Genomic DNA, 14,886 nt, shown 5'->3' on the forward strand with positions numbered 1-14,886 from the left:
ACCAACCCCCCCCCGCGCCCCACGGCCGCCCCGCGCCCTACAGCGCCCGGGCCCCCCCCCCCCCCCCGGGCCGAGGCACCAACCGCCACCCCGGAAGCACCAAGAAGGCCAACCCCCGGCCAGATCAGCGAGCCCGCAACCGACCAGCCCACCTCTCGACCGCCTCCGACAACTCGCCGTTGCCGACCACATGCGGCACCCCGACCAGTCCGAGCAGGAACGGCACCATGGGAGCCATCGCCTCGCCGGCGACAAACCCCAGCGCGCAGACAGCATCGGCCAGTTCACCAACAGCCCTGCGGGCCGCGCCCCCGTCCCCGTAGGCGATCCGGGACAGCAACAGGGGAACGCGGTCGGCCGGAGCCCCCTTCGCATCACGCGGTTCTCCCCAGCTGACCCCGGAAACCGCCCTCCGCAGAGTTCCCGCACCTCGAGCGAACCGGGGCCCTCGCGCGAGAAGTCGGCCGGTCCGACTTCTCGCGCGGGCCGAGGCCCCTACCGCCGAGCCGGGAGCGCCAGGAAGGCTAGCCCTCCGGCCACGACGGCGAGCCCGCGACGGAGACTCGGCCTTGCGGACCGTGTGTGGCGCCCCGGGCAGGTCGAGTAGGAACGGCACGGACGACGAACCTCAGCGGGCGGACGGCATCGGTCAGTTCACCGACAGACCTGCGCCCCCACAGGCGATCCGGGACAGCAGCCGGGGAAAGTGCCCGGTCGCATTGCGCGGTTGCCCCCTCGGCAGGGTTCCTGCAGTGCGAGCACCCCCGGGGCCGCTACCGGCGGGCTGGGAGGGCCAGGAAGGCCAGGCCTCCGGCGAGGACGGCGAGGCCGCACCAGGAGACGGTGGGCAGGCGTTCGCCGAGGGCGGCCACGCCGAGGACCGCCGCGACGGCGGGTTCGGCGAGGGTCAGGGTGGTGGCGGTCTGGGCGGTGGTGTGGCGTAGGCCGTGGCCGAAGAGCCAGTAGGCGAGGAAGGTGGTGATCACCGCGAGGTGCAGCACCACGCCTGCCCCGCGCGGCGTGAGCAGCCAGCCCGTGGGGCCGCACAGCAGTACCGGGAGGACGATCAGCGCTCCGCCGCCGAACATCGCGCCCATCACCCCGCCGGAGGGGTGTCCGCCGGCGATCAGCCGCCCGCCGATCAGCGAGTAGACGGCGTACGAGAGTCCCGAGAGCGCGGCCAGGAGCACGCCCGGCAGGTCCACCGTCGTGCCGCCCCCGGCGAGTTCGGGGCCGAGCACCAGGAGGGCGCAGCCGAGTACGGCCAGCGCGGTGGCACCGGCCCAGCGTCCGCCGGGCCGTCCCTGTCGGGTGAGCCAGCCGAGCAGCCCGGTGAACACGGGCGCGCTGCCGAGCGCGATGACGGTGGCGACGGCCACGCCGGTACGGCTCACCGCCGGGTAGAAGGTCACCGGGTATCCGGCGACCGCGATGGCGCCGGCCGCGAGCAGCCACCGCTCGTGCGGCCCGCACTTCCGGGGGAGTACGCGGGCGGTGCGGTCGGTGAGGAAGAGGAGCAGCCCGCCGAGGACCAGCCCGGCGGCTCCGATTCCCGCGGCCGGGGCGCCTGCGGGTGCCAGCGAACTGGCCGTCCCGGTGGTGCCCCAGAGCACGGCGGCGGTCAGGATCGGCACCACGCCGCCACGCGGGCGGGTGCGGCGGGGGGCCGTGGGGCGGGTGCGGGCAGGTGAGGACAAACGATTCGGCACAGTCGTGAACTTCCGTCGTCGAAGACCGTCAGGGGAACGGGTTTCCGAGAACGGGCGCACGCCGCCGGCCCACGGCGGCCGCTGTCGGGCCGAGCCGGGGTCGTGGGGGGTCAAGCCACCGAAGCGCGCGCCCGATCAGGCGCTGAGCGGTGGCAGCACGACGTGCCAGTACAGGTTCACGCGTCGATGGTACCGACCGGCGGGCATGAGAAGTCGGCCGGTCCGACTTCTCACGCAGCGAGGGTCGTTGACGCGTCCTCACCCCGCAGGAACGGTCTCCTCGCGGCAGTCGCGGGGTCCGGGGCGATGGTGACCGCCCGCCCCACGCGCCCCCGGGAGGCCGTCACGCCCCTCCCGGGGGCGCGTCTCCTCGGCCGTGCAACCACCAGCGGCCCGCCCTCGACTTCCGGACCGTAGCGGACCGTTCATTCCTCCCTACGCTGAGTGTCGACCCCATCGGCCCACCGGAAGGACCCGCTCGTGCGCCGCTCCAGCCTCGTGCTGTCCCTGGCCCTGACCACCGTGGTCGCCTCCGCCCTGATGGCCGCCGACGTCGTGAAGGACGAGCCCTACTTGTCGGTGACCCTGCCGGTGCTCCGCGATCCGAAGGCGCAGCAGTTGCTCCACCACATGACGGACCCGGTGCAGGAGTGGGTGGAGTCCCGGGATCCGGCGGCGGCCGGCTACGCCGGGACGGTGATCGACGCGGCGAACCAGCACGCCGACATCTACTGGAAGGGCGAGACCCCGGCCCAGGTCCGTTCCCTGCTGGACGCGAACGCCGCGGACGTCGGCCCCGGCTACACCGTCGACGTCCATCCGAGCCCGTACTCCCGCGCGGAGATGCGCGCCGCGATCGACCGGTTCACCGCCGCGGTGGCGCGCGACGCGTGGACGTCGATCGGCCCGCAGGAGGATGGCACCGCCATCGCGATCACGTACGCGCCGGCGCCGGCGAAGCAGCTGACCGGTGGCGACGCGACCGTGCAGGCGTACTCCTCGCGGGCCGCCGAGATCGCCGGGATGCCGGTGACGGCCGGCGTCGAGGAGACACCGGTGGCGCTGTCCGGCAACCGGCACTCCGACAGCGCGCCGTACTACGCGGGCGCCGAGGTGAACACCGGAAAGGCGTCGTTCTGCTCGACGGCGTTCAGCGGCTGGAAAGGCGGGACGAAGGTGGTGCTGACCGCCGCACACTGCGGCGGCGGCCGGTACTACAACGGCACCGGCAGCTACATCGGGGACCTGGCCGCGGTCGGCAACGGCCTGGACGTCGGCATGATCGCGGTCAACGGGAACGGCGGCGGCCGGTTCTACGACGGTTCCTGGTCGGACAACGGCGGCTCGTCCCGGCACACGTACGGCGCCGGGCGGAACAACGTCGGGGACCTGATCTGCCTGAGCGGCGCCCAGTCGGGGTGGAGGTGCGACGTGCAGGTCAAGCGGGTCGACGTGGAGACGACGAACGACGAGGGTACGAAGATCAAGCCGGTGGACATCGCGGAGTCGAAGGGCGGCGACCGGCGGGCGGTCGCCGCGAAGGGCGACAGCGGCGGCCCCGCACTGGCGAACCCGTCCGGCCCGAACGGCGACATGGAGGCCCGCGGCGTCATCGTCGCCGCCAGGTCGGAGGTCGCCTGCCCGCCCGGATCGACGGCGCACCAGACGACCTGCTACGCGCAGGTGCTGTACGTGCCGATGACGCCGGTGGTCAACCAGATGGGCTTCTCGATCTCCTGACCCGGGACGTCATGACCCGGCTTCGCCACCCCCGATGGCGAGCGCGAGCTTCCACACGCCGGTGGACGGATTGGTCTCGTGCTCGCTCCCGGGCTCCGCCAGCTGCTTCGCCCGGCTCGCCGCCAGCCGCCAGTGCGGTTCGTAGTGGTCGAACTTCACGCCGGTCTTCTCGTATCCGGCCGGGAAGGTTCTCTCAAGGACTGGCAGGAGTTCCCTGAACGAACGGGCCGGACGGCGGTATTCCGTGAAATGCAGCAGGAGCCACACCTCGAAACACGGATTGGAGAACGCCACCTCGATATTCCGAGCACTCGACTTCAGCGCCTGTGGGACGCTTGCGTCCGCTCGGCTTCGCCGCCCTTGCCATCATCGTCCCCCCGCGCCGCAATGGCGCTGGCAAAATCGTCGTCGATGTACGGCACGCCGCCGTAACTCCCGCCGAGGTACCGCCGCTCGCGGTTCTCCTCCTGGCGCGGCTTGAAGTCGGCGAGGGCGAACAGCTCCGTCTCGCCGTGCTCGTTCTTCTCCACGAACCAGACCTGGTCCCGCCGCAGGACGTCCTCGCCGTCGGTTCGGCCGAGCAGGCTGGCGTCGTGCGAGGTGAAGATCAGCTGGGCACCGTTCGGGTTGGTCGCGGAATCCTGGAACAGCCCGATCAGGCGCGCTGTCAGGATCGGGTGGAGGCTCGAATCGATCTCGTCCACCACGAAGGTGCCACCCCGACGGAGCGCCCCCATGAAGAGAGGTGCCTGCCGCAGGAGGGCCTGGGTGCCCTCGGACTCCTCGGAAACGTCCATCCTGACGATCCCGTCGCGCCCGCGATGGCCTATCCAGGGGCGCATGACCTCACGTGGTCCGTGCTCTTCGAGTTCCTCCAGCCGCCACGACGGAATGCGCGTACCGTAGCGCTTCCGCAGCTCTTCCTCGTCGAGCAGCACGCGCTCCGTGCCGCATTCCGCGATCCCGAGGTCTGCGGCACGCAGGAGCGCGATGAACTCAGGGTGCCGGTCCGGGTTTTCGAGGATCCGCGCTGTACCGATGCGGCCAGGGCCCTGCATTCGCCGGCTGAACTGGAGGCTTCGGGCGAACCAGTCGTACACCGGGCGGAAGTCGTCCTGCCGGGAGCGTGCCGCGAGGGACATGAAGAGGACGTTGGGCTCGGTGATGTTCTCGACCAGCTCCAGCTCTCGCCGGTGCTGCGAGTCACCGATCTCCAGCCCGTCGACCGAACGCTCGAAGATCTTGCGCTTCCTGCCGTGGGGGAAGCTGTGCAGCCATTCGTCGACCACCCGGTCGTCGTCCACGCTGAACCCGTAGGTGTAGCGGATCCCGTCGATCAGCAGGTCCACCACGTACCAGGACGGTTCCCCGCGCGCCGCCTCTTCGAGCCGGAAGGGTTGCCGGGCCACGCCCCCGTCCGGCTCCGCGTCGCGATGCGAGCTGACGACCATCCTGGTCATGTACGCCAGGGCATCGATGACGTTCGACTTGCCGGCGGCATTGGCCCCGAAGATGCCCACCACAGGGACCGCTTCCCAGTGCGTCCCGGGCGGCCGGTCCGCGTCGTAGACCGGGTTCAGCTGTAGGGATTGCTCGTCTCTGATCGAGCGGTGGTTCGCGACCCTGAAGTTCAACAGCATCTGTGATCCCCCCTTCGCGGGCTGTGGGGCCTTTCTGTGCAAGTGAATCGCGCAAACAGGCCTTGGGCAAGCGTGGACAGGCTCTCACACGCCAGTGACCATCCCGGGAGCCACAGACCTCCCACGCCGAGGCTCCCGAATCCGGCGCAGGAAGTCGGCCGGTCCGACTTCTCGCGCAGGCCCCTCAGGTGGAGAGAGGTTCAGCGGCGCTGACGGCGGCCATGGCCACCTCGTCGGCGAACACGGCGGACACGGCGGACATGGCGCGAGCGGGCGCCACATCCGCCGCGAAGTCCTCGTCCGGCCCGGATCGCCGGAGAACGTCGTTCAGCGCGGCTCCATTGCCCGATGCGGCGGCCGCCCCGGGCGTGAGTGCCGGGGCTGCTCGGCAGGGCTCGTGGTCAGCGCGTGGCCGGGTGCAGGCCGCCGATGGGCCATTTCGGGCCGGTGTCCGGGGCGCCCTGCCAGGCCCACTGGGTGTCGGGGGTGACGGTGATGCCGTAGTCGTACGGGTCGGGGCGGCCCAGCGCGTCCCACTGCGTCCAGGCGGCCAGCACCTCGTCGCCGAGGCGGCGCGGCCCGCCTTGGAGGAGCTGCGATCGGGGGCGGATCTCGGCCCACGAGCGGTCCCCGTCGTGGAGCAGGGTGGCGGGCCCGTCCTCGCCCTGCGCGGTGAACAGCACGGCGTCCGGGACGGCGACGCGCAGCGCGAACCGGAGGTGCCAGTCCTCCAGGCCGGCCGGGTCGCGGTCCAGTGCCCCGTGCGCCTCGGGTTCGGCACCGCCGCGCACCTGCGCATAGGCGGCGGGCCCCGTGCCCGGCTGGGCCGGACCGGTCCGGTCGCCCATGAACTGGGCCAGGCCGTGGACCCAGCCGTGTGCGGCGGCGCCGACGACCGCGGCGGTGAGGGCGAGGTACCCCAGCCGGCCCCAGGGGTAGACGATCCGTCCGCCGGGCCGCACCGCTTCCACCCAGGACCAGGGGACGGTCTCGACGGCATAGGTGGCGTGCAGCCGGTCGACCCGGCCGCCGCCCGGCACCCCGCCTGCGGTGCCGTCGCCTGCCGTCACCTCGGCGTCGAGTCCGGCGGCGGCGAGCCGGGTGCGGGCGAACGCGGCCAGGTGCCCGTCGACTTCGGTGCCGACCACCAGGCCGGGCCCGGCCCGCCGGGCGGACAGCACCGCCGTCCAGCCCTGGCCGGTGCCGAGGTCCCACACCCGGTGCCCGGGTTCCAGGCGGAGGCTGTCCAGCATGTCCGCGACCGCGGAGGGCGCGGAGAGCGAGGAGGACGGGAGGCCGTCGGTGAGCCGGGTGACGGCGGCCGAGTGGACCCCGGAGTACAGCTCGTCCGCCCAACCGCCCGGATCTACCGCGCGGTCGAGCGGTGCGTAGGCCCGGCCGTCCCACCGCCACAGCCGGTCCGGCGCGAACCGGTCACGGGGCAGCGCGGCGAAGGCCTCGCGCAGCCACGGCGAGTCGGCCGACCACGCCCCGCCCTGCTGCATCTCCGCGTCCAGGCGCGTTCGGCGCCCGGCCAGGCCGCCGTCGCCCACCGTCACTTCTTGTGCTTCCCGTTGCCCGGGGGCGGCAGCTCGACCTTGCTGTCGGTGTTGTCCGGCGGCGGCGTTCCCTGCCCGGGGTCCGGCGGCTGCTTCTCGTGCTCACCCATCGCGCTTTCCCCTTCGGTCGGGTGCAACGGTCGGCGACCAATCTGGCGTCGCACCGCACCAGGCGGTAGAGGCGTGCGGGAGCTGCCAGGGGCGCGTACGCGTGTGTGTCCCGCCGGACCGTGCGAGGACCACCCCGGCTGGCGCGAGAAGTCGGCCGGGTCGACTTCTCGCGCGGCCGGCGGATGGCCGCGCCACCCACGACGGCCCCGGGTGTTCCGTCCCGTGAGGTCGGGGATGCGGGTGCCACCGGTGGCGTCGGCGCCGCGAAAACCCCGGCGGGGCTTGCGGGCGCTGCCGTAGGATCCGGGCCCGTGCAGAGTGACGATACGACCGGGTCCGAGAGTGACCAGGGGGCCGAGGAGCCCAGCGGCCTCCGGGCGATCTGGGCGAACACCCTGGAGCCGGTGGCTCCGCTGCCCTGGTACCGGCGGGTGCCCCGCAACGCCCTGATCGCGGCGGGCGTGGTCGTCGGCCTGTTCGCCGCGGTGACCGTCGCGGCGGTGACCGGGTTCGGCGCCCCGACGCGGCACCGGATCGTGCTCGCGGACCGGATCGGCGACCAGGTGCGGCTCCCGGACGAGGACAGCATCCTGACCCTGCGCGCCGACATCGAGCGGCAGATGACGGCCCTGCGGCCGTACCGGGAGCTGACGGTGGCCGGCTACGGCCCCGCCGGGGCGACCGAATCCACGCTGACCGTGATCGGGCTGACCGGCAGCTTCCCGGACGTCCGGCGGGAGCTGGACAAGTACTTCGGCACGGAGACGCAGACGACGGGCGCCCCGTCGGACGACCCGGTGGTGGTCGGGCGCCAGGACTACCCGGCCGGCCCCCTCGGCGGCGCGATGGACTGCGCGGTGCTCGACTTCCCGGCCGTGCCCCAGACCACCTGCGCCTGGGCGGACGGCAGCACCGTCGGCATCGTCGTCGACGAGACGGGCGCCGGCGAGCCCGGGGAACTGGCCCGGCGCACGCTGGACATCCGGGCGGCCGTCGAGGTCGAGGCGAAGGACTGATCGACGGTCCGGCCGGAACCGCCGTGGCCCGGGCCGCCGCCCAGGTGCTGGGCGAGGACCCGGACCGGGAGCCGTGGAACTGACCTCCACCAAAGCGGTTGAGCGCGAGAAGTCGGCCCACCCGACTTCTCGCGCGGCCGGCGACAGGACCAGCGGCGGGGCCGGTCAGTCCCGGTGGGGCTCCGGGGACCACCGGCCGAGCCACTGGTCGGCGCCGAAGGCCTCGAAGCGCTCGACCTCGGTGAAGCCCAGCTTCGCGGCGAGGCGCATCGAGGGGAGGTTGGCGGTCTGGGTGGCGAGCACCACCGGCTCGCCGGGCAGCACGCCGGTGAACCAGTCGAGGACCGCCGCGCACGCCTCGGCGGCGTAGCCGCGACCCCAGGCCTGCGGCAGGAACAGGTAGCCGAGTTCGGCCTGCTCGCCGACCCGGCCGAGGCGCCCCGCCTCCTTGCGGAGCAGGACCTGGCCGATCGTCTCCCCGTCGAGGTCGACCGCGAAGACGCCGGGGCTCCGGCGGGGCGCCCCGGGCATCTCGCGCTCGACCTCGTCCCGCGGCTTGGGGCCACCGAGGTAGGTGTTCACCTCCGCCGAGGCCAGCAGCTCGACGAACGCCGCACGGTCCCGGGCCTCGGGCTCGCGGAGTACGAGCCGCTCGGTCCTGATCGGGGCGGGCGGCCAAGGCAGCGGGCGCATACAGGTCTCCTGATCCTCTCGGGCGCCGGTTGCCGACGCCGTCGAAGATCAGGACGCGCTCCGGCGGAGCGCCAGTTGCGCGTCTCCGCAGGTCGCGGGCTCAGCCGTGCGGGTTGGCCGGGGTGGGGAGGGCGAGTTCGCACCAGACGGTCTTGCCGATGTAGCCGTCACCGCGCAGGTGGGCGCCCCACGAGGTGGCCAGGGCGGCGACGAGTTCGAGGCCCCGGCCGGACTCGTCGTCCGGGGTGGCCTCGCACGGGGTCGGGAGGGTGGAGTTCGCGTCCGAGACCTCGATCCGGAGCAGGGAGTCGGTGGGGAGGAGGATCCGGACACCGATCATCCGGTCACGCGGGGAACGGGCGTGGCGGCAGGCGTTGGTGACGAGTTCGCTGAGGAGGATCAGCCCGGTCTCGGCGGAGTCGATCGGCACCTCCCACTCGAAGGCCTGCCGGATGAACCGGATACGGGCACGGCCGGCGCTGCGGGGGAGCCGGGGGAACATCCACTCGACGACATCGGCGGGCTGAGTGAGCATCAGGGTCCTTGAGGGGTGTGTACGGACGGCGTCACTCGGGAGAGCTGAGTTCGGCCTTTTCACCCTTCAAGCGTCGGCAGCCGGGCATAGCCTCAGCAGTTACACCGCAGGTACAACGAGAGCTTGAACCGCCCTGTGACCAGGGCAGGGAGGAGCGCGGGATCGTGAGCGCGCCGAAAGAGAACCCCATGGCGTGGAAGTACTGCGGTGATCAGCTCAAGCGGTGGCGCGCGACGGCGGGCGTGACCCGGGAGCAGCTGAGCAGGGCGGCCTCCTACGACGTCGAGAGCGTGCGGTCGATGGAGGCGGGGCGGCGGAAGCCGACGCTCAAGTTGCTCCAGGCGGCAGATGATCTGTGTGATGCGAAGGGGATGCTGCTGGGAGCGGCTGCGTTCCTGGCACCCGAGAAGTTTCCGTCCTATTCACAGGGCTACACGGATGCCGAAGCCGACGCAATCGCGATCCACACCTACGAAGCCCTGCTTATCCCGGGACTGCTCCAGACAGAGGAGTACGCCCGAGAGCTGATCAGTCACGCCTGTCCGCCCCTGGACGACGAGACCGTCGAAGCGCGCGTCGCGGGCCGAATGCAACGCCAGGAGAAGCTGGCGAACTCGCCGACGGTGCTGTTCGGTTTCGTGATCTACGAGGCTGCGTTGCGGGCAAAGGTCGGCAGCGCAGGGCTAATGAAGAGGCAACTCGCGCACATCATCGACATGAGCAGCCTGCGGAACGTCGCGATCCAAGTGCTTCCTGCAGATCGTGCGGCATACCCCGCCCTCGGCGGCCCCATCATCCTGCTGGAGACGGCCAACAATGAGCAGCTGGCCTACGTGGAAGGGCACCGAACCGGGGTGCTGCACACCGATGCGGACAAGGTGAACGTCCTCAGGCAGCGGCATGGAATGATCCGCACGCAAGCCCTCAGTATCGAGGAGTCCGTAGAGTTCATCAGGAAAGTCTCGGAGGAGCTATGAGTGCCGAAGTCGGCTGGTTCAAATCCAGCTACAGCGACGACAACGGCGGAGCCTGTGTCGAGGTAGCCTCCTCCCCCTCCACCATCCACATCCGCGACTCCAAGGACAAGGCCGGCCCGACCCTCACCTTCTCCCCCGAGGCCTGGTCCGCCTTTGTCACCTTCGCCGCCGAAGCTCAAGTGACACGAGCCGAGTGACCCCTTAATGGAACGGTGAGGTAACTACCTCCCAACCACCCTCGCACGCAGCACATATGACTTATCGTCACGACTACACCACAGCCGGTTCCCCCGTGTAGCGTGCGCACCAACGAAACAACCCCCGCCGGTGCGCCAACACCGAACGGGGGTCTGACCGGCACGATCGAAATGCGAGCTCGATCCTGTGGCTACCCACGACGATACCGCCATGGCCACCCCCGGGTACGGCAAGCAGTCCGCCCCGGAGCAACTCCCCCGCTCCGCGCGCGACTTCGCCCACCTCCCGGCCCGCGAGGCCTACCTCGCCTCGCTCATCGACCGCCTCCCCGACGGCGCCGCCATGGACGCGAAGACCCTCGCCGTCCTCCAGCCCCACTACGGGCAGATGGCCTGCCGCTCGGCCCTCACCAAGCTCTCCACCGCAGGTCACCTGCGTCGCGTCCGTGAGCGCCTCGACTCCCGGCAGTGCCGCTGGGTCTTCCGCACCTACTTCTCCCGGACGTCCCGCTCCGACGGCTGGTGGGCGCACTTCCTCTCCACCGGGGAGGCGTCAACGCCCGCCGCACCCGATCCCCCCAGGGAGCGAACGCTCAACCGCACCTCCCCCACTTCGGCCGCCTACGCCGCCCTCGCCGGCCTCGGCCTGGTCGACCCCCGCCTCGCCCTCTCCGCCGCCGACTGCGCCGCGCTCGAACCGCTGGCCGCCGAGTGGCTGGACCGGGGGACCACGCTCCCCCTCTTCACCGCCGCGCTCACCGCGAACCTGCCGCCGGACATCCACAGCCCGGCGGGCTTCACCCGGCGCCGCCTGATCGACAAGCTGCCACCCGAACGTCCGCAGGCCCCGCGCCCCCCGCAGCCGGTCCCCATCCCCGAGTGCACCGACTGCCGCACCCCCTGCCGCCCGCACGCCCTCCTCGGCGGCCTCTGCCGCGCCTGCCGCAGCACCCCCGGCAGCCCACCGGCCGCACCACCCCGCCCGGGCGCCCTCTCCCCGGCCGCCGTCCACCGCCACGCCGCCCGGATCCGCGACACCCTTCGCGATCACAACAGCCAAGCGGTGCACATCCGTTGACATGTCGACCGAAGCGGACAGGGCCCTAGACTTCCTATAAACAGATTGGGCGAGACGCATGGCGGGTGAGCGTTGGACGAACGACAGTGGGCCTTCTACGAGGGCGCGGACGGATCGACGCCGGTGCGCAAGGACTTGGAGAAGGCCCGTCTCGCGTCCCACGAGGAGACCAAACTCGCCGTTCTGATGCGGCGGGTCCAGGAGAGGCAGACCCTGCCGGGCGACGTCAAGAGCCTCGGGAGCGACCTCCTTGAGGTTCGGCTCACCGGCAACCGCCGCATCTTCCGACTCCTCTACGCCGAGGAGGCCGACGGTCTCGTACTCCTCGCGCTGTCCTTCTTCCAGAAGAAGACCCAGAAGACCCCGCCGAGCGAGCTCAGCACAGCTGAGAGGCGCCTCAAGGATTGGCGGAACCGTAACCCAAAAGACTGAGCACCCGGTTCTCGGTATCGGCTTTGGGCGATACTGTTGAATCAACGGGAGGGTAGGGAGACCATGGCACCCACACTGCATGATCTACTCGGCATCGACCCGGACGACCCCCACACCGCAGCGGGCCTGGAAGACGCCGAGGCCTACGCCGCACTGGTGGAGACGCTCGTCGTGGCCCGCCAGAAGCGCGGCCTCACCCAGCGCGAGGTCGCACAGCGCATGGGGACATCCCAGTCGACCGTCTCCGAGTTCGAACGCGTCGGAGGCGACGCCCGCTACTCCACCCTGCAGCGCTACGCGCGGGCCGTCGATGCCCGGCTCCACAGCATGGTCGACCACACCTGCTCGGCCGTCGCACCGGCCTGGCAGCCGGCCCCCGTGGAGGTCGAGGTCCACGTGGCCGTCCGTGAACGGGGGCCCGGGCCACGACCCGCGGCCTGGGAGCCGGACAGCCAGAGGCCGGTGACGGCGTGATGGCGGGTCGGTCCACCGACAGGCCGACTCGGCGATTCGCGTCCGTCGGCGAGATCACCGAGGCCGCCGAACTCCTGGACGTCACGTTCCTGGAGGTCTCAGGCCGTCGGCTCTTCGACCAGCAGGAGGATCGCGAGGAGGCGGAGAGCCGGACGACACTCCTCACATGGCTCCGCGAGCGGGACGGCGGAACCGTCCTGGAAGTGCGGTGCCGCCTTGAGCTGGCCGGCACCCAGGCGGACTTCGCCGTCGATGCGACGGCCGCGTTCTCCGTCGGCGAGCCGTTCGAACTGGCGGAAGACCTCCAGCGGCAGTTCATCGAGCAGATCGGGGTCACCGTGCTCTACCCGTACCTGCGGGAGTCGCTGCACAGCACCGCGACGAGGCTCGGCGTCGACACCCCGATGCTCTCGCTGCGCAACCCCTGGCAGCCGACGAAGTAGGCAAGCAGGCCCGTGATCATGAATATTCACAGGCGGCAGCGTTAACCTATGCAAAATCCAAAGGTGAACTACGTAACATGCCTTGCATTCGAAGTCATCCGGTTTGCCCGCATGCTGAGATCCATGCGATAGTCGAAGCAGCCCAACGGCGGGCGACACCGCACGCCGCCCTGGGTTGATGACTTCGGCGGGCCCGACCTGGCACTGCCGACGCCCATCGCGCGGCACGCACCCCCTTGGCCGGCGCGATGACTTGCAAGGGCCCCCGCCCGCCGGACCACGGCGAATCCGGGGGCCCTGCGCGTTTCCCCGTGAAAAACGCCGACCGGCCGAACGCCTCAGCCCCGCTCGCGCACCTTCAGCTCGAACCAGACACCCTTGCCCCGCGGCAGCAGGTCCGCGCCCCAGCGGTCGGCGAGGTCGTCGACGACCCTCAGCCCCCGCCCGCGCTCGTTCACCGGCTGGGGCTCGGCGAGGATCATGCAGGGCAGCGCCCGGGAGGAGTCCCGGACCTCGATCCGGAGCCAGCCGGGCTTGCGGCTGACGTGCAGTCCGATGGTGCGGCCGGCCGCGTGCCGCACCGCGTTGGACACCAGCTCACTGGTGAGCAGTTCCCCGGCCTCCAGGTGCTGGTGGAGCTCCCAGGACTCCAGGACCGAGAGCACCAGCCGACGGGCCACCGGGCCCGACTCCGGCCGGGAGGGCAGCCGTACCTCGTTGGGCGCGGACTGGTCGCACAGTCTGCTGGAATACATCTCCTCCAGCTCCGCGGAGGTGAGCCGCTCCAACGCCGAGAGCCCGCCGCCCTGGACGTCGATCCAGGACACTTCGGCGACCACGCCGGCCCCGGAAACCAATGACTGATCTGCTTCGCCCCAACCCGCCATGCGGACCATCATTGCGGAACGCAAGCAGCCGCGTACGGACAATGAGCAAACGATCTCTCCGCGTCGGCATATGCCGGATGCAAGAAGGGGTCCCCCCGGGCCGACTTCCGTCAATCCCGGGTTGACCCCTCCCCCACCTCAGCGGCGGTTTACCAGGCGCTCCACGGGACGTTCCAGCCGCTCAGCCCGTTCGACGGGTCGAGCGTCTCCTTCCGGATCGAGTTCTTCACGATCATCACGTCACCGATCAGCGAGCCGTCGTAGAACTTGCCCGCCGACGTGCCGGAGCCGCCGCCCTCGACGTCCTTGAGGCCCACGCAGCCGTGGCTGACGTTGTCCTCGCCGAAGGTCCTGCTGCTGCTCCAGTAGTTGCCGTGCACGTACGTGCCGGAGTCGGTGAGCCGCATCGAGTGCGGGACCTGGAGGTCGTACGGCGCGCCGGTCATGCCGGGCATGCTGCTGGACTGCATCCGCACCACGCCCTCCTTGGACATGACCACCATCGTGCCGTTCCAGGTGGGGTGTTCGGGTGCGCCGGCGCTGATGTCGATCTCGCTCGACTGGCCACCCTGTACGACCGTCATCTTGTGCGCAGCGGCGTCAACCGTCGAAATCTGGGACCGCCCGATCGTGAAGGGCTCGTCCCGGTCCGCGCCGTACACCCCGGGGGCGATCTCGACGCTCTTCAGCCGGTACTTGACGGTCACCTTGGTGTCCGGCGCCCAGTACTGCTCGGGGCGGAAGTCCAGCCGGCGGTCGCCGAACCAGTGGCCCTTGACCACGGTGCCGTTGCTGGTCTCGAAGCTGATGCCGCGGGCGACCTCGTCCCGGTTCTTCACGTCCTTGCTGAAGTTCACCGAGACGATCATGCCGACGCCGTAGGTGGCGTTGTCGTCCACATTGTCCGAGGCCTTGGCGAGCGCCGTCGGGGTCAGCGTGGTGAAGTCGCTGTCCGCCGTGGCGACCGCGCCGTCGGCGTCCGCGGCCATCGCGCTGACCCGGTAGGCGGTGCCCACCTCCAGGCCCGCCGCGGGCGTCCAGGAGGCGCCGTCGGCGGAGATCGTCCCGGGGACCTCCTTGCCGGTCCTGTCGCTCACCTTGACGGTGGTCAGCTTGCCCCCGGTCGCGCCGACCTTGAGCGCGTTCGGCGCCACGTCCACCGAGCCGGCCTTGGGCTCGATGCTCACGGCGGCCGTGGAGACCTTCGGCGTCTTGCTGCTGGGCGCCGCCTCCGTGGGCTTGGCGCTCGCCGCGCCGGCCGCCAGATCGGCCTTGGCCGCGCTCCCCCCGCCCCCGTTCCCCCCGCTTGCCCCGCTGCCCCCACCGCAGGCGGCCGTCAGCGCCATCGCCCCGCCGACCAGACCGACGGCCACCACTCTGCGTATCGACCTCATC

Annotated in this window: 16 protein-coding genes; 8 read left to right on the forward strand and 8 right to left on the reverse strand. The window is 71.2% G+C overall.

Translation table 11 applies throughout. The features are described 5' to 3' along the window. Window positions 1-773 precede the first annotated feature (773 nt). Window positions 774-1,637 carry a DMT family transporter gene (locus ACFCY1_RS33015; RefSeq protein ID WP_375876957.1) on the reverse strand — a complete coding sequence of 288 codons (864 nt, stop codon included), beginning with the start codon at window positions 1,635-1,637 and terminating at the stop codon, window positions 774-776. 552 nt (window positions 1,638-2,189) lie between these two features. On the opposite strand from ACFCY1_RS33015, the gene ACFCY1_RS33020 reads away from it, so the two are divergent. Then, the gene (locus tag ACFCY1_RS33020; protein ID WP_375876958.1) at window positions 2,190-3,449 is read left to right on the forward strand and encodes a hypothetical protein; all 1,260 of its coding nucleotides are present in this window, start codon (window positions 2,190-2,192) and stop codon (window positions 3,447-3,449) included. A gap of 9 nt (window positions 3,450-3,458) precedes the next feature. Here the strand turns inward: ACFCY1_RS33020 and ACFCY1_RS33025 are convergent, their stop codons facing one another. From ACFCY1_RS33025 to ACFCY1_RS33035, 3 genes are all read right to left on the reverse strand, one after another. After that, window positions 3,459-3,743 carry an RloB family protein gene (locus tag ACFCY1_RS33025; protein ID WP_375876959.1) on the reverse strand — a complete coding sequence of 95 codons (285 nt, stop codon included), beginning with the start codon at window positions 3,741-3,743 and terminating at the stop codon, window positions 3,459-3,461. A 23-nt stretch (window positions 3,744-3,766) separates the two neighbouring features. Beyond that, on the reverse strand, window positions 3,767-5,089 hold the full coding sequence (locus tag ACFCY1_RS33030) for an ATP/GTP-binding protein (protein WP_375876960.1): 1,323 nt from the start codon (window positions 5,087-5,089) through the stop codon (window positions 3,767-3,769). Between the two features lie 401 nt (window positions 5,090-5,490). Beyond that, window positions 5,491-6,642, reverse strand: a complete 1,152-nt coding sequence (locus ACFCY1_RS33035) for a protein-L-isoaspartate O-methyltransferase (RefSeq protein ID WP_375876961.1) — start codon at window positions 6,640-6,642, stop codon at window positions 5,491-5,493. A gap of 428 nt (window positions 6,643-7,070) precedes the next feature. Between ACFCY1_RS33035 and ACFCY1_RS33040 the strand changes: the two genes are divergently transcribed. Beyond that, window positions 7,071-7,775: a hypothetical protein gene (locus ACFCY1_RS33040; RefSeq protein WP_375876962.1), complete on the forward strand. Its 705-nt coding sequence runs from the start codon at window positions 7,071-7,073 to the stop codon at window positions 7,773-7,775. Window positions 7,776-7,940: 165 nt separating this feature from the next. On the opposite strand, the gene ACFCY1_RS33045 is transcribed toward ACFCY1_RS33040, so the two are convergent. Continuing rightward, on the reverse strand, window positions 7,941-8,468 hold the full coding sequence (locus ACFCY1_RS33045) for a GNAT family N-acetyltransferase (RefSeq protein WP_375876963.1): 528 nt from the start codon (window positions 8,466-8,468) through the stop codon (window positions 7,941-7,943). A gap of 100 nt (window positions 8,469-8,568) precedes the next feature. Further along, window positions 8,569-9,003 carry an ATP-binding protein gene (locus ACFCY1_RS33050; RefSeq protein ID WP_375876965.1) on the reverse strand — a complete coding sequence of 145 codons (435 nt, stop codon included), beginning with the start codon at window positions 9,001-9,003 and terminating at the stop codon, window positions 8,569-8,571. A gap of 164 nt (window positions 9,004-9,167) precedes the next feature. Here ACFCY1_RS33050 and ACFCY1_RS33055 point away from each other — a divergent pair, with 164 nt between their 5' ends. The 6 genes from ACFCY1_RS33055 (at window position 9,168) to ACFCY1_RS33080 (ending at window position 12,604) form a co-directional block, all read left to right on the forward strand. Further along, on the forward strand, window positions 9,168-9,980 hold the full coding sequence (locus tag ACFCY1_RS33055) for a helix-turn-helix transcriptional regulator (RefSeq protein WP_259316735.1): 813 nt from the start codon (window positions 9,168-9,170) through the stop codon (window positions 9,978-9,980). Then, the gene (locus tag ACFCY1_RS33060) at window positions 9,977-10,177 is read left to right on the forward strand and encodes a DUF397 domain-containing protein (protein WP_375876966.1); all 201 of its coding nucleotides are present in this window, start codon (window positions 9,977-9,979) and stop codon (window positions 10,175-10,177) included. The genes ACFCY1_RS33055 and ACFCY1_RS33060 overlap by 4 nt, the downstream gene beginning before the upstream one ends. A 211-nt stretch (window positions 10,178-10,388) precedes the next feature. Continuing rightward, on the forward strand, window positions 10,389-11,255 hold the full coding sequence (locus tag ACFCY1_RS33065) for a hypothetical protein (protein ID WP_375876967.1): 867 nt from the start codon (window positions 10,389-10,391) through the stop codon (window positions 11,253-11,255). 72 nt (window positions 11,256-11,327) lie between these two features. Continuing rightward, entirely contained in the window at window positions 11,328-11,687 is a 360-nt protein-coding gene (locus tag ACFCY1_RS33070; protein ID WP_049649066.1) for a type II toxin-antitoxin system RelE/ParE family toxin, read from the forward strand. A gap of 63 nt (window positions 11,688-11,750) precedes the next feature. After that, window positions 11,751-12,161 (forward strand): helix-turn-helix domain-containing protein, encoded by a 411-nt coding sequence (locus ACFCY1_RS33075; protein ID WP_063780013.1) that lies wholly within the window; start codon window positions 11,751-11,753, stop codon window positions 12,159-12,161. Further along, window positions 12,161-12,604, forward strand: a complete 444-nt coding sequence (locus ACFCY1_RS33080) for a hypothetical protein (RefSeq protein WP_049649065.1) — start codon at window positions 12,161-12,163, stop codon at window positions 12,602-12,604. The genes ACFCY1_RS33075 and ACFCY1_RS33080 overlap by 1 nt, the downstream gene beginning before the upstream one ends. A gap of 338 nt (window positions 12,605-12,942) precedes the next feature. Here the strand turns inward: ACFCY1_RS33080 and ACFCY1_RS33085 are convergent, their stop codons facing one another. Further along, on the reverse strand, window positions 12,943-13,443 hold the full coding sequence (locus ACFCY1_RS33085; RefSeq protein WP_053111920.1) for an ATP-binding protein: 501 nt from the start codon (window positions 13,441-13,443) through the stop codon (window positions 12,943-12,945). Window positions 13,444-13,640: 197 nt separating this feature from the next. Next, window positions 13,641-14,885, reverse strand: coding sequence for an Ig-like domain-containing protein (locus ACFCY1_RS33090; protein WP_375876968.1), 1,245 nt, complete (start codon window positions 14,883-14,885; stop codon window positions 13,641-13,643). Window position 14,886: the final 1 nt, after the last annotated feature.

It is taken from the genome of Kitasatospora sp. NPDC056273 (assembly GCF_042268845.1).
In the GTDB taxonomy this organism is placed as follows: Bacteria; Actinomycetota; Actinomycetes; order Streptomycetales; family Streptomycetaceae; genus Kitasatospora.

Excerpts from the sequence above, each read along its gene's own strand:
- ACFCY1_RS33030 (WP_375876960.1), bottom strand. The coding sequence starts at position 5,089 with ATGCTGTTGAACTTCAGGGTCGCGAACCACCGCTCGATCAGAGACGAG.
- ACFCY1_RS33045 (WP_375876963.1), bottom strand. The coding sequence starts at position 8,468 with ATGCGCCCGCTGCCTTGGCCGCCCGCCCCGATCAGGACCGAGCGGCTC.
- ACFCY1_RS33050 (WP_375876965.1), bottom strand. The coding sequence starts at position 9,003 with ATGCTCACTCAGCCCGCCGATGTCGTCGAGTGGATGTTCCCCCGGCTC.
- ACFCY1_RS33060 (WP_375876966.1), top strand. The coding sequence starts at position 9,977 with ATGAGTGCCGAAGTCGGCTGGTTCAAATCCAGCTACAGCGACGACAAC.
- ACFCY1_RS33065 (WP_375876967.1), top strand. The coding sequence starts at position 10,389 with ATGGCCACCCCCGGGTACGGCAAGCAGTCCGCCCCGGAGCAACTCCCC.
- ACFCY1_RS33075 (WP_063780013.1), top strand. The coding sequence starts at position 11,751 with ATGGCACCCACACTGCATGATCTACTCGGCATCGACCCGGACGACCCC.
- ACFCY1_RS33080 (WP_049649065.1), top strand. The coding sequence starts at position 12,161 with ATGGCGGGTCGGTCCACCGACAGGCCGACTCGGCGATTCGCGTCCGTC.
- ACFCY1_RS33090 (WP_375876968.1), bottom strand. The coding sequence starts at position 14,885 with ATGAGGTCGATACGCAGAGTGGTGGCCGTCGGTCTGGTCGGCGGGGCG.